This window comes from Sphingomonas oleivorans, from assembly GCF_003050615.1.
Taxonomy (GTDB): domain Bacteria; phylum Pseudomonadota; class Alphaproteobacteria; order Sphingomonadales; family Sphingomonadaceae; genus Sphingomonas_H; species Sphingomonas_H oleivorans.
This window is the reverse complement of sequence record NZ_NWBU01000010.1, coordinates 545,940-559,798: the sequence shown is the minus strand read 5'-3', so window position 1 is coordinate 559,798 and position 13,859 is coordinate 545,940. Positions and strand designations below refer to the sequence as shown.

Here is a 13,859-nt window from a genome sequence, read left to right as displayed (position 1 = left end):
GGGCCCGCATCATTCTTCTCGCCCCCGCCTTTCTAGACGAGCTGCGCAATCGCACGCTGCTCTCGGCGCTGATCGGAAAATCCGTGAAGCTGCAGAAGGCAGGGCGCGAATATAAGGCCTGCTGCCCCTTCCATCAGGAAAAGTCGCCCAGCTTCTACGTCAATGACGAGAAGGGCTTCTATCACTGCTTCGGCTGCAGCGCGCATGGCGATGCGATCCGCTTCCTGACGGAGGCCAAGGGCCTGCCCTTCATGGATGCGGTGAAGGAACTGGCGAGTGCGGCCGGCATGCAGCTCCCCGCCCCCGACCGGCTCGCGGCCGAGAAGGCCGAGCGCGCCGCCGGGCTGCATGACGTGACGGAGGCCGCCGCCGCCTGGTTCACGACGCAGCTCGACGGCCTCAATGGCGGCGAGGCGCGCCTCTATCTCGAACGACGCGGCATCACCGCCGAGACCGCGCGCGCCTTCCGCATCGGCTTCGCTCCGGACGGGCGCAACCGTCTCGCGCCCGCTCTGCCCCATATCGACAAGGACAAGCTCGTCGAGGCGGGCCTGCTGATCCAGCCCGAGGGCGAGGGCCAGCCTTATGACCGCTTCCGCGGCCGGCTGATGATCCCGATCCGCGACCAGCGCGGCCGGGTGATCGCCTTTGGCGGGCGCATATTGGGCGCGGGCGAGCCCAAATATCTGAACTCGCCCGAAACCCCGCTGTTCGACAAGGGCCGCACCCTCTTCAATCTCGATCGCGCCGCACCCGCCAGCCGCAAGGCGGAGCGGATCATCGTCGTCGAGGGCTATCTCGACGTGATCGCGCTCGATCAGGCGGGGATCAGCGAGGTCGTCGCCCCGCTCGGCACCGCGCTCACCGAGGCGCAGCTCGAGCGGCTGTGGCGGCTCGCCGACGTGCCGATCCTCTGCTTCGACGGCGACAAGGCCGGGCAGAAGGCGGCGGTCCGCGCCGCGATCCGCGCGCTGCCCCTCGTCCAGCCCGGCCGCACGCTGCGTTTCGCGCTTCTCCCCGACGGGCAGGATCCGGACGATCTGGTCCGGTCCGGCGGCATCAAGGCGTTCGAGAAACTGCTGTCCGCTGCCATCTCGCTCGACGAGCTGATCTGGAACCATGAGCTGGCCGAATCCGGCCCGCTCGACACGCCGGAGGACCGCGCCGGCCTCGGCAAGCGGCTGCGCGATCATGCGCGCCTCATCTCCGACGATTTCCTCCAGAAACAATATCTGGGGGAATTCAACCGCAGGCTTTACGAACATTTCGATGCGCTGCGCGAGGGCCGCCGCGCGGCTCCGGCCCGGCGCAAGGCTGCCGTTGCGCCGATCCCGATCGAGCTTCGCCGCATCGCGGAACATGGCATCGATCGCGCGATGACCGCGCCCTCGATCCTCTATGGCCTTGCCCATCATCCGGGCATGATCGCGCGCCATGCCGAGACGTTCGGCCGTATGATCTTCGTCGATCTGGATCAGAAGCAGGCGCAGAAGACGATGCTGGAAAGCGCGCTCACCGTGTCGCCGCTTGACACGGAGCGACTCGAAACCATCTTAAAGCAGGAAGGCCAGGCGCCGTTTTTGGCCAAGGCGAAACGGTCGAACCATATTGCCTTTTCCTTCCTGCGCAGCAATGCGGATCGGGAACGGGCGGAACATGATCTTGGCGCAGTCATCGAGCAACTCGCGGCAGCATCGGAGATCAAGCTGGATCGAGCCGCCGTGGCCAGGCGTCTCGGCGACGTGACCGACACGGCGACCTTCGAGGAGCTTCTCAGGCTCCACGAGGAAGAGCGGAAATTAATGGGCGAATATGCCGCGCGTTCGTTGGGCGAAGATAGCGCGGCACATTAAGGATCAAGGTTAGCAGATGGCGAAGACGAACATGGGCGATGCGACGGAGAAGACGGACGGCGGCGATGCACCGCTGATCGATCTCAACGAAGCCTCCCTCAAGAAGCTGATCGCCCGCGCCAAGAAGCGCGGCTACATCACCATCGATCAGCTCAACGACGCGCTGCCCCAGGATCAGATGTCGTCCGAGCAGATCGAGGACGTCATGTCCGCGCTCAACGAGATGGGTGTGAACGTCGTCGAGAATGAGGATGCGGGCGAAGATGAGCAGGCGCAAGAGGATGACAGCGCCGACGAGGTAAGCGGCGACGAAGGCGAATCGGGCACCGTCCTCACCACCGTCGCCAAGAAGGAGACGGTCGATCGCACCGACGATCCCGTCCGCATGTATCTGCGCGAGATGGGCGCGGTGGAGCTTCTCTCCCGCGAGGGCGAGATTGCGATCGCCAAGCGCATCGAGGCCGGCCGCGACACGATGATCCTCGGCCTGTGCGAAAGCCCGATCACCTTCAACGCGATCATCGACTGGTCGACCGCGCTCAACGAGGGCACGATCCAGCTTCGCGAGATTCTCGATCTCGATGCCATGGTCTCCAAGGGCCCGACCGCCGAGCAGGTCGAGAGCGAGGAAGACGATAATGGCGAGATTTCCGAGCGGAGCGCCGGTCCATCCTTCAAGGATGAGGACGAGCCCGAGGAAGCGTCCGCCGACGAGGAGGATGAGCTGACCGAGCGGCGCGCGCCGCGTCCGTCCGACGATGAGGATGAGGACAACACCCTCTCGCTCGCCGCGATGGAGGAGCTGCTCAAGCCCGCCGCGATCGAGAAGTTCGCGATGATCACCTCGCTCTACGAGAAATTCTCGAAGGTCCAGGCGTCGCGCATCGCAGCGCTCGGCGTGGGCGATGATTTTCCGGCGGCCGACGAAGCCAAATATCAGAAGCTGCGCGAGGATCTCACCGCCGAGGTGGAGAGCGTCCAGTTCCACGGCGCCAAGATCGAATATCTGGTCGATCAACTCTATGCCTTCAACCGGCGCCTGACCACGCTGGGCGGCCAGATGCTGCGCCTTGCCGAGCGCCACAAAGTGCCGCGCAAATCCTTCCTCGAAGCCTATGTCGATCATGAGATGGAGGAAGGCTGGCTCGATCGGGTCGCCGGCATCGACAAGAAATGGGCCGCATTCGCCGCGGCCGAGGGCCGTGCCGTCGAGCGCATCCGCGCCGAGATCGGCGAGATCGCGCAGGCCACCGGCATGTCGCTCGGCGAGTTCCGCCGCATCGTGAACATGGTGCAGAAGGGCGAGCGCGAGGCGCGGATCGCGAAGAAGGAGATGGTGGAGGCCAATCTCCGCCTCGTCATCTCGATCGCGAAAAAATATACCAATCGCGGCCTTCAGTTCCTGGATCTCATCCAGGAAGGCAATATCGGCCTGATGAAGGCGGTCGATAAGTTCGAATATCGCCGCGGCTACAAGTTCAGCACCTATGCCACCTGGTGGATTCGTCAGGCGATCACCCGCTCGATCGCGGATCAGGCGCGCACCATCCGCATCCCGGTCCATATGATCGAGACGATCAACAAGCTGGTGCGCACCGGCCGCCAGTTCCTCCACGAGCATGGCCGCGAGGCCACGCCCGAGGATCTGGCCGAGCGTCTGTCCATGCCGCTCGAAAAGGTCCGCAAGGTGATGAAGATCGCCAAGGAGCCGATCAGCCTCGAAACGCCGATCGGCGACGAGGAGGACAGCCATCTGGGCGACTTCATCGAGGATAAGAACGCCATCATCCCCGTGGATGCGGCGATCCAGTCCAACCTGAAGGAAACGGTGACGCGCGTGCTGGCGTCGCTCACGCCGCGCGAAGAGCGCGTGCTGCGCATGCGCTTCGGCATCGGCATGAACACCGATCACACGCTGGAGGAAGTCGGCCAGCAATTTTCGGTGACGCGCGAACGCATCCGCCAGATCGAGGCGAAGGCGCTCCGCAAGCTCAAGCATCCCTCGCGCTCACGCAAGATGCGGAGCTTCCTCGACCAATAACCTCCCGTCGCCCCGGCAAAGGCCGGGGCCCATGCCTCTCTCCACGAGCGACAAGCTCCATGGAGAGAGGCATGGGCCGCGCGCAAAATCCCGACGCCTCGTCAACCATCCCTTTACGTGCCCGGATGTAAGGATTCGCCACGGATCGGTTCGTGGGGAGACAGTGCTCCCCGCCGGTCGATGGAGGTTGTAATGGCGTCGAGCGCAGTTGATACGAAAATGACCGGAATATCCGAGGCGCTCTCCCTGCTCGTCGCCCGGGACGGCAGCAAGCCCCGCCATCTCGAGATAAATCGCGCCGCCGACGTGCTCGGCAAGGCTGCCCGCGATCTGGCGGACGCCGCCCATTATCTGTGCATGCTCCATGGCCGCCGCCCCGGGCTGACCGATCTGGCGGCCAACCGGACGGAATCGCCCGATGCACATAATTGGCTGATGACCGTCTCGGCCGGCTTCGAGCATGAGCGCGCCTATCTCGCCCGCCTCACCGTTGCCGCGGGCCCCGTGCCCGCGACGCCTGGCCAGGCAGCCACCGATGCCGCAGTGCTCGGCCAGCGTCAGGCGCTTGAAATGCTCTTCCGCTCGGATCGACGCGGCTGCGCGCTCGGCGCCGCGCTGGGGCTGGTGCTGGACTGGCATGCCGTCCGCCCGCTGCTCGATGCGGTCGCCAAGCGTTTCGACGTGCGTGTCCCACCGATGATCCTGCCCGATACGATCTCGGCGACGGAGCTGGCGGAGCGGATCGCCGACACGCCCACGATCGAACGCGCCATGCTGTTCGGCGCGGCACAGATTCTCGCCCAGCATCGCGGCTTGTGGAACCTGCTGGAGGCACGCCGCGCCGCCCGCGAGCAACTTTAAGCACCATCTCGGGCGTTCGCCGACGCGGCGGGGCATTCCGCCGCGCTTCCTTTCGGCTATGAGCATGAAGAGCCGGACGGCCCCCGTCCGCGCCGCCATTCCATGGATTCGTGCCGCCCGATGAACAACGGTGTCCTTCTGGCCTTCCTGTCCTACAGCGCGTTCGCGCTCAGCGATGCTTCGGTGAAGCTTCTTGAAGGCACGCTCGATCCTTTCCAGGTCGCCTTCACGGGCGCGCTGCTGGGGCTGGCCGTGCTGCCCTTCATCCGACGGCCCGAAGATCGCTATGGCGACGTCTTCGCCACGTCGCGGCGCGATCTATGGCTGCTGCGCGCCGGCGCCGCCATGGTGGGAACGGTCTGCAGCGTGATCGCCTTCACCACTTTGCCCATGCCCGAGGCGTTCGTCCTGATCTTCCTGATGCCGCTGTTCGTCACCATCCTGTCCGTCCTCTTCCTCAAGGAACAGGTCGGCCCTTGGCGCTGGACGGCGGTGGTGCTTGGCTTTCTGGGCGTGCTCGTCGTGCTCCGGCCCGGCTTTCGCGATCTGCATGGCGGGCATCTCGCCGCCTTCGCCTGCGGCCTCGCAAGTGCCGCATCGGTCGTGGCGCTTCGCCATGCCCGTGTGAGCGACAAGCCCATTTCCCTTTTCGGCTCGGGCCTCGTCGGGTCGCTGGTCGGCAATGGCATTCTCATGCTGCCGGGCCTCGTCTTGCCCGACGGCAGGCAGATCATCTTCCTGCTCGGCTATGGCCTGCTCGCAGCACTCGGCCAGATGCTGCTGATCCTCGCCGCCCAGCGCGCGCCCGCAAGCCAGATCGCGCCGCCCCAATATAGCCAGATGGTCTGGGCGGTGGCGCTCAGCTATCTGCTCTTCGATCAGCCGGTGGACGTCGCCACCTTCATCGGCATCGCGATCATCATCGGCGCGGGGCTGCTCACCTGGGCGCGGGAACGGATCCGCTTCACTCGGATGGGAACGATGTGGCGTGGCCCGTTCAGGGCCGGTGGATATTCCCGCCCGCCAGCGGCGTCGCCACCCCCGTCGTACCCGGAAAGCTGATCGGCAGCCCCTCCAGCGTCCGCACCGCCATATAGGCGAAGCCCTGCGCCTCGGTCGCATCGCCGTCCCAGCCCAGCGCCTCGATCGGCTCCGCTTCCACGCCGCAGGCGCGCGACAGCATCGCCATCAGCGTCGCATTATGCCGCCCCCCGCCCGCGACGATCAGCCGCTTCGCCGGTTCCGGCAGCAGCTTGAGCCCCCGCGCCACGCTTTCCGCGGTAAAGGCCGTCAGCGTCGCCGCCCCGTCCGCCGGGGCGAGGCCCCTCACCGGCTCCAGCCCGAAATCCGCCCGGTCGAGCGACTTGGGCGGCGGCGCGTCGAACCAGCTATTGTCCAGCATCCGCGCCAGCACCGTGCGATCCACCGTCCCCGTCGCGGCGAACGCCCCCCCTGCATCGAAGCGCGCGCCCGTGCGCTCCGCCATCCAGTCGTCGATCAGCGCATTGGCCGGCCCCGTGTCGAAGGCGACGATCGCATCCCCCTCGCCGATCCAGCTCACATTCCCAACCCCGCCGAGGTTGAGCACCGCCACCGGCCTGGGCAGCCTCTCGGTCAAGGCGCGATGATAGACGGGGATCAGCGGCGCGCCCTGCCCGCCTGCAGCCACGTCCGCGATGCGGAACTGATCGACGACCATGATGCCCAGCGCCGTCGCCATCCCCGCTCCGTCGCCGATCTGCCAGGTCCATCCCCGATCGGGCCGGTGCGCGATCGTCTGGCCATGGAAACCCACCACGCCGATATCCGCCGCCGCCACGCCCGCTTGCGCCAGCAGCCGCTCCACCGCCGCGACATGAAGATGCGTCAGCATGGCCTCCGCCGCCCGGATCGTCGCATCCGCGCCCGGCCGCTCCATCCCCAGCGCGATCCGCGCCGCCTGCGCCAACAAGGCGCGCGTGGCATCGTCATAGGCATCCGAGCGGAAGGCGATCGGGCGCACCAGCGCCTGCCCGTCCGTCTCGATCAGCGCCGCATCGATCCCGTCGAGCGACGTGCCGGACATCAGCCCGACCGCCAACATGCTACCCATGCGCCCTACCCCATGCTAAGCGCGCGTCCCTCAATTAAGATGGCGCCATGACCGAATATCGATCCGATCTCCTCCGCCTACTCGATCAGCGCGGCTACATCCATCAGGTGACAGACCCGACAGCGCTCGATGCGCTGGCGTGCGAACAGGTCATTCCCGCCTATATCGGCTTCGATCCCACCGCGCCCTCGCTCCATGTCGGCAGCCTCGTCCAGATCATGATGCTCCGCCGGCTGCAGCAGGCGGGCCACAAGCCCGTCGTGCTGATGGGCGGCGGCACCGGCAAGATCGGCGATCCGAGCTTCAAGGACGAAGCGCGCAAGCTGATGACGGAAGAAATGATCGCGGCCAATGTCGCCTCGATCCGGCGCATCTTCGAACGTTTCCTCACCTTCGGCGAAGGGCCCACCGACGCGGTGATGCTCGACAATGCCGAATGGCTCGACCAACTCGAATATATCCCCTTCCTGCGCGATATCGGCCAGCATTTCTCGATCAACCGCATGCTGAGCTTCGATTCGGTGAAGCTCAGGCTGGATCGCGAACAGTCGCTCAGCTTCCTCGAATTCAACTATATGATCCTCCAGGGCTATGATTTCCTGGAGCTGTCGCGCCGCGCCGGCGTGCGGCTGCAGATGGGCGGATCGGATCAGTGGGGCAATATCGTCAACGGTATCGAGCTCACCCGCCGCAAGGACGGCCTCGAGGTGTTCGGCCTCACCACGCCGCTGCTCACCACGGCGGACGGGGTGAAGATGGGCAAGACCGTCTCGGGCGCGGTCTGGCTCCACGAGGATCAGCTTCCTGCTTATGATTATTGGCAATATTGGCGGAATACGGACGATCGCGACGTCATCCGCTTCCTGAAGCTCTTCACCGATCTTCCGCTCGACGAGATTGCGCGGCTGGAGACATTGGGCGGTGCGGAGATCAACGAGGCCAAGAAGCTGCTCGCCAATCTCGCCACCGCCATATGTCGCGGCGAGGATGCCGCGCGCGATGCGGCCGAAACCGCGCGCCGCACCTTCGAGGAAGGCGCCGTCGGCGAAGGGCTGCCCACGCTGTCCGTGCCCGAAGGGAGGATCGCGATCGTCGATGCGCTGGTCGGTCTCGGCCTCGTCGCGTCGAAGGGCGAGGCCCGCCGCCTGATCAAGGGCGGCGGCGCGCGCGTGGATGGCGAGAAAGTGTCGGACGAGGCGCTGGCCGTTCCCGTCGCCGAGGCTCCGGTCCGCATCTCCGCCGGCAAGAAGTCGCACGGCGTCCTGACGCGATAAAATCCCAGTCATTGCCCCTGCGTAGGCAGGGGCAATGACTGGGCCTCAAGCCATCCGATCGCCGCGCGCTGGCCGGCCGCTGATCCGCCGCCACAGCGCCTGCACCAGTGCTGCGGGCGAGAGCGGCTGTTCCGGCTCGCGGATCCGCAGCGCCGTCAGCTCCTCCGGCGTCACGAACAGCCCGTTGCGCGCCAGCTCCAGCCCCAGGTCGCGCCGCGCGCTGAGCATCGCCAGGAAAGGCGCGCCGATCAGCCCCGTCGCCACCGGCGCGATCCACATCAGCGAATGATTGGCCACCAGCGTGCCCAGCAGCAGCAGCACGCCCATCACCACATGCGTCCGATAGAAACGCCAGGCTTCGCTGAAGGACAAGGCCGCTACATCGCGCCGCTGCGCCTTCCATCCCGCCGTCCGCCCGCGCAATATGTCGAACAACATCATTGTTTGCGTCATCATCACCATCGGCGCCATCACGACGGCGAAGGGGATCTCGATCACGACGCTCGCCAGGATCCGCTCCGCACCGCCGAAGCGCGCGCGCCGGTTCGCGTCCATCAAGGTCCAGACGACCGACATCAGCTTCGGCCCGAACAGCAAGATAAGCGTGAAGCTGAACACCCAGGACAATTCCGGCGCGCTGATCCAGGCGCCGCTCTCGCCCGATTGCTGGATCACCCCCGCAATCAGCAGCATCAGCCACAGCGGCGAGGTCAGATAGGCGGACGCGCCCATCAGCAGTTGCAGCCGGTTCACCCAATGAAAGCCCTTGGCGTCGAGCAGGCGCAGATGCTGGAGATTGCCCTGACACCAGCGCCGGTCGCGGATCGCATGATCGATCGGCGAGGGAGGGAATTCCTCGAAACTCTCCTCCAGCTCGACCATATGCACCGCCCAGCCGCGCCGCCGCAGCATCGCCGCCTCGACCAGATCGTGGCTCAATATCGCGCCGCCCAGCGGCTCGCGCCCCGGCAGCGAAGGCAGCGCGCAGCATTGAGCGAATGCGTTCACGCGGATGATCGCATTATGCCCCCAGAAGCTCGCTTCGGAGCCCGACCACCACATCAGCCCGGCAGATGAGACGGGGCTGTAAAGACGCGCCGCAAATTGCTGCCACCGCGCGAAAAGCGTGCGGCATCCCGCGACCACGGGCATGGTCTGGAGCAGCGCCACGCCGGGGTTGCGCTCCATCGCCAGCGCCAGCCGCGCCATCGTCCGCCCACCCATCAGGCTGTCGGCGTCGAGCACGATCATATTTTCGTAAGCGCCGCCGAAACGGCCGATCCATTCGGCGATATTGCCGGGCTTGCGGCCGATATTGGCTGCGCGCAGCCGGTAATAGAGCGGCACCGCGCTTTCTTCGCGCAGCGCTCGATAGCCGGCATATTCCGCCCGGCGGATCAGCGGCTCGGTGCTGTCGCTCAGGATGAAGATGTCGAAACGGTCGGCGCAGCCGATCGCCTCGATCGATCGCATCATCTCGCGCAGCCGCGCCATCACGCCGCCCGCTTCCTCATTATGGATCGGCATCAGCACGGCGGTGCGCTGCGCGGGCTTGCCCCCTTCCGGCACCGGCAGTGTCTCATGCCCCTGTCCGGACAGCAGGCAGAGGAAGCCGGCCAGCGCCGAGGCGAAGGAAAAGGCGATCCAGCCGAACAGCGGCAGGAACAGCGCGATCAGCGTCATCTCGCGGAGCGTGAGCCCCTCATGCGCGGCGACGCCCGCGGTCGAGAAAAAGGCGATCAACGTGACCAGCAGCGTCGCTGCGATCAGCACCAGCCGGCGTCCCTCAATGTCCTGCGGCGAGGTGCGTGGAACGGGCACCGCCGGTGGGCTCGCGGCGAAGGACTGATCCGGCATGGCCAGCGGCACTTCGGACGGCAGGTCCGGACGCGATGGGATCCGACGGTTCGAAGCGAAAGGCACAGCAGCGGTCATGCGGTCCACCGGGTCAGCCAGTTTTCGGAAATGGATTGGCCGCCACGCTCCAGCATCAGCCGCAGTTCGGCCGCGCCGGAGGCCGGGGGCGCCAACTCGAAGCTCGCGCGCACCGCTTCCGCGCCAGCCCCGCCGCTGATCGCCTGAAGCCGCACGGGGGAAAGCACGCCCGCGCTCGTCGCTGCAACGGCGCGGATATCGGTCAGATCGCGCAAATTATCCCCCCGCTCGAAATCGATCGCATAATGGCGCCTGCCGTCCGGATGACTTCCGGCAAAGCTCGCGCCGGTCCTGGTCGCGACAACCCGGGCCGGCGGATTTGGTGTCGGGCTCCGATCGGTCCAATGGAGCCGGTAGCGCAGGCGCACCTCGTGGCCTGCCGTCCAGGGTTGCTCGGGCCGCCAGAAGGCGACGATATTGTCCGTCGTCTCATTGTCCGTAGGCAGTTCCAACAATTGGACGGTGCCGGCGCCCCAGGGCTCCAACGGTTCCACCCACAGGCTCGGCCGCTTCTCATATTGCACTTCCGCGTCGCTGAAATCCCTGAAGGAGCGGGCGCGTTGCATCAGTCCGAAGCCCCGTGGATTCACGTCCGCAAAAGCGCTCACCGTTACTTGCGTGGGGTTGGCGAGTGGCCGCCACAGCCGGTCGCCCGCGCCCGTCCACATCTCCAGCCCGTCCGAATCATGCACCGCCGGCCGGAAATCGTCGAAGCGGCGGCGGCTGCCGGGGCCGAACATGAACATGCTGCTCATCGGCGCGACACCCGCCACGCTGATCTCGTTCCGGGGATAGAGCCGCGCGTCGATATCGAAGGTCGTCGCCTGCCCCGTGCGGATCGTCATATGATAGGCGCCGGCGATGCTCGGACCGTCGAGCAGCGCATGAAGGATAACGGCGCCGCCGTCGCGCGACCGTTCCAGCCAGAAGCTGCGGAACAGCGGGAATTGCTCGGCCGGCCCGCCGCTGCCGATCGCGAGGCCACGCGCGGACAGGCCGTAAAGCTGGTTGCGGCCCAGGCTGCGGAAATAGCTCGCGCCCTGGAACACGGCGATCTCGTCGAACACGTCGGGACTGTTGATCGGCCCAAGGAAGCGCACGCCCGAAAAACCCAGCTCGGGGTCGCGCGGCATCGGCCGGTCGGGCGGATAGCTGAACTGCTTCGCATCGAAGCCGATCGGCCGCGCACGTCCATTCTCCACCGAAAACAGCGTCACGCGATCCAGGAAATATCCGCCCCGCATCATCGGTTCGGCAACGACCCGCCCGCCTTTCCACAGCAGATTCGCCCGGTCGAAGCGCAGCATGCGATATTCGTCATAGCTGAGATTGGTCATCTCCGGCGGCAGGCTTTTCGTCGGCGGCACATAGGGTTTGGCCGCCAGCGCGCGCGCCAGCCGGTCGACATTGTCAGGCGAGAAAGACTTGGCCTCGCCCAGCGGCAATCCCTGCGCACGCGCGGCAGAGGGGCCGAGCAGACCCAGTGCCGCGGCCGCAAGCAACAATTCCCGCCGGTCAAGTCCCGCGCGGTCGGATTCCTCGCCCAACGGCTGCACCACGTTGATCTGTTTCCTTTGATTGCGAAATATTTCAACTGTGAAATCATTTTCTAGCTGAACACAAGCTGTCCGGGCAGCCGAAATCGCCGCCGGACGGGATTCGGACGCGATGGGCCGAGCCCTTTTCTATCATCTTTGCTGTCAGCCGGATCGGAGCAGGCCTACCGCCGCATCCCGTTCGAATAGATAAAGCGCGGTCCGCGCCGCCACGCCGCGCGGCCCCTCCAGCCCGCCGTCGCGATCGACCAGCAGCCGCGCATCCGCCGTCGCCACCTCGATCAGCGCGGCCGTCCGCTCGGGCGAGGCGAGGCGGAACTGCGCCTCGCCGGACTGGCGCGTGCCCAATATCTCGCCCGCGCCCCGCAGCCGGAGATCCTCCTCCGCGATGCGGAAGCCGTCATTGGTCTCGCGCAGCAGAGCGAGCCGCGCGCGTGCCGTCTCGCCCAGCATGGGTCCGCGCAGCAGCAGGCAGATGGATCGCTGGTCGCCCCGTCCTACCCGTCCGCGCAGCTGATGGAGCTGGGCAAGGCCGAAGCGTTCCGCCCCCTCGACAATCATCAGCGTCGCATTGGGCACGTCCACGCCCACCTCGATCACCGTCGTCGCCACCAGCACGGCCGTCTCGCCACGCTGGAAGGCGGCCATCACCGCATCCTTTTCCGGCCCCTTCATCCGCCCATGAACGAGGCCCACCTTGTCGCCGAAGCGCGCCTTGAGCGCCGCCGCCCGCGCCTCCGCCGCCGCCTGGTCCGAAAGCTCGCTTTCCTCCACCAAGGGGCATACCCAATAGGCTTGCGCGCCCCTGCCGATATGCCGCCCGAGCGCGTCGACCACCTCATCGACCCGCTCGACCGACATCACCCGCGTCTCGATCGGCTGGCGCCCCGGCGGCATCTCGTCCAGCCGGCTGACATCCATCTCGCCATATCGGCTGAGCGTCAGCGTGCGCGGGATCGGCGTCGCGGTCATGGCGAGGAGATGCGGCGTGCGCTCCGCCTTGCTCGCCAGCATCATCCGTTGCGCGACGCCGAAGCGATGCTGCTCGTCGACCACGGCAAGCCCCAGATTGCGGTAGCTCACCCCTTCCTGGAAGATGGCGTGCGTGCCGACCAATATGTCGATCGATCCGTCGGCGAGCCCCATCAGTGTCGCCTCGCGCGCGCGGCCCTTGTCCCGCCCGGTCAGGATCGCGATCGAGACGGGCAGGCCCGCGAGCGTGCGGCCCAGCGTCTCATAATGCTGCCGCGCCAATATCTCGGTGGGCGCCAGCAGCGCGCCCTGCGCGCCCGCCTCCACCGCCGTCAGCAACGCCATCGTCGCCACCAGCGTCTTGCCCGCGCCGACATCGCCCTGGAGCAGCCTGAGCATCGGCGCCGGCTGGGCAAGATCGCCCTCTATCTCCGCGATCGCCCGCGCCTGCGCCCCCGTCGGCGCATAAGGCAGCCTCAGCCTTTCCCGCAGCCGCCCGTCGCCCCTGAGCGGCACGCCGCGCCTCCGCCGCGAGGAGGCCCGCACGAGCATCAGCGCCAATTGATTGGCGAACACCTCGTCATAGGCCAGCCGCTCGCACGCCTTCTCGTCCGCCGGATCGGCATGGACGCGCGTCAGCGCCTCGCGCCAGCCCGGCCAGCCGCGCGCCGCGATCAGGCTCGGCTCGATCCATTCGCCAAGCTCGGGCGCGCGCTCCAGCGCCTGCTGCGCCAATTGCCCCATCCGCTTGTTGCTCAGGCCCTCGGACAGCGCATAGACCGGCTCGCGCGCCGGCAGTGCGGCGGCTTCCTCGGGCGTCATCACGTCCGGATGGACGATCTGGAGCCATTGGTCATATTGCTCCAGCTTGCCCGATATGGCGCGCGCCTCGCCCAGCGGCAGCAGCTTCTTCACCCATCCCGAATTGCCGCCGAAGAAGACGAGGCTCAGCATATTGCCGTCCACATCCCTCGCCTGCACTCGGGCTGGGCTGCGCGCGCCCCCGCCGAAACGATAGTCGGTCGGCGTCACCACCGTTGTGATGATGCGGCCGATATCGGCCTGGTCGACCGTCTCGGCCCGTTTCCGATCGATCCACGACACGGGCAAATGAAAGACTATGTCCACCGCGCGCAGCAGCCCCAGCCGCTTGAGCGGCTTGGCAAGCCCCGGCCCGATGCCTTTCAGCACCTCGACTTCGGCGAACAGTGGATTGAGAATATCGGGACGCATAGCTAGATCGGCCGACATATAGCCCAGCCGACCGGCGCCGCC

The 13,859-nt window shown here is 66.5% G+C and carries 9 protein-coding genes; 5 read left to right on the top strand and 4 right to left on the bottom strand.

Annotated features, from left to right (window positions below):
• Positions 1 to 11: 11 nt before the first annotated feature.
• The 4 genes from dnaG (at position 12) to CLG96_RS13875 (ending at position 5,817) form a co-directional block, all read left to right on the top strand.
• Entirely contained in the window at positions 12 to 1,853 is a 1,842-nt protein-coding gene (gene dnaG / locus CLG96_RS13890; RefSeq protein WP_107968542.1) for a DNA primase, read from the top strand.
• A 16-nt stretch (positions 1,854 to 1,869) separates the two neighbouring features.
• Positions 1,870 to 3,894: an RNA polymerase sigma factor RpoD gene (rpoD, locus tag CLG96_RS13885; protein WP_107968541.1), complete on the top strand. Its 2,025-nt coding sequence runs from the start codon at positions 1,870 to 1,872 to the stop codon at positions 3,892 to 3,894.
• Positions 3,895 to 4,113: 219 nt separating this feature from the next.
• Positions 4,114 to 4,755 carry a DUF6975 family protein gene (locus CLG96_RS13880; protein WP_243395779.1) on the top strand — a complete coding sequence of 214 codons (642 nt, stop codon included), beginning with the start codon at positions 4,114 to 4,116 and terminating at the stop codon, positions 4,753 to 4,755.
• 120 nt (positions 4,756 to 4,875) lie between these two features.
• Positions 4,876 to 5,817 (top strand): DMT family transporter, encoded by a 942-nt coding sequence (locus CLG96_RS13875; protein ID WP_107968540.1) that lies wholly within the window; start codon positions 4,876 to 4,878, stop codon positions 5,815 to 5,817.
• Here the strand turns inward: CLG96_RS13875 and CLG96_RS13870 are convergent.
• Positions 5,753 to 6,838, bottom strand: coding sequence for an anhydro-N-acetylmuramic acid kinase (locus CLG96_RS13870; RefSeq protein WP_165799662.1), 1,086 nt, complete (start codon positions 6,836 to 6,838; stop codon positions 5,753 to 5,755). The genes CLG96_RS13875 and CLG96_RS13870 overlap by 65 nt on opposite strands.
• Before the next feature lie 56 nt (positions 6,839 to 6,894).
• Between CLG96_RS13870 and tyrS the strand changes: the two genes are divergently transcribed.
• Positions 6,895 to 8,121 carry a tyrosine--tRNA ligase gene (gene tyrS / locus CLG96_RS13865; RefSeq protein ID WP_107968538.1) on the top strand — a complete coding sequence of 409 codons (1,227 nt, stop codon included), beginning with the start codon at positions 6,895 to 6,897 and terminating at the stop codon, positions 8,119 to 8,121.
• A 45-nt stretch (positions 8,122 to 8,166) separates the two neighbouring features.
• Here the strand turns inward: tyrS and mdoH are convergent, their stop codons facing one another.
• The 3 genes from mdoH to recG form a co-directional block, all read right to left on the bottom strand.
• Entirely contained in the window at positions 8,167 to 10,056 is a 1,890-nt protein-coding gene (gene mdoH / locus CLG96_RS13860) for a glucans biosynthesis glucosyltransferase MdoH (protein ID WP_107968537.1), read from the bottom strand.
• The gene (locus CLG96_RS13855) at positions 10,053 to 11,615 is read right to left on the bottom strand and encodes an OpgD/OpgG family glucan biosynthesis protein (protein ID WP_165799652.1); all 1,563 of its coding nucleotides are present in this window, start codon (positions 11,613 to 11,615) and stop codon (positions 10,053 to 10,055) included. Before CLG96_RS13855 ends, mdoH begins: the two co-directional genes overlap by 4 nt.
• 141 nt (positions 11,616 to 11,756) lie before the next feature.
• Entirely contained in the window at positions 11,757 to 13,817 is a 2,061-nt protein-coding gene (gene recG / locus CLG96_RS13850; protein ID WP_107968535.1) for an ATP-dependent DNA helicase RecG, read from the bottom strand.
• Positions 13,818 to 13,859: the final 42 nt, after the last annotated feature.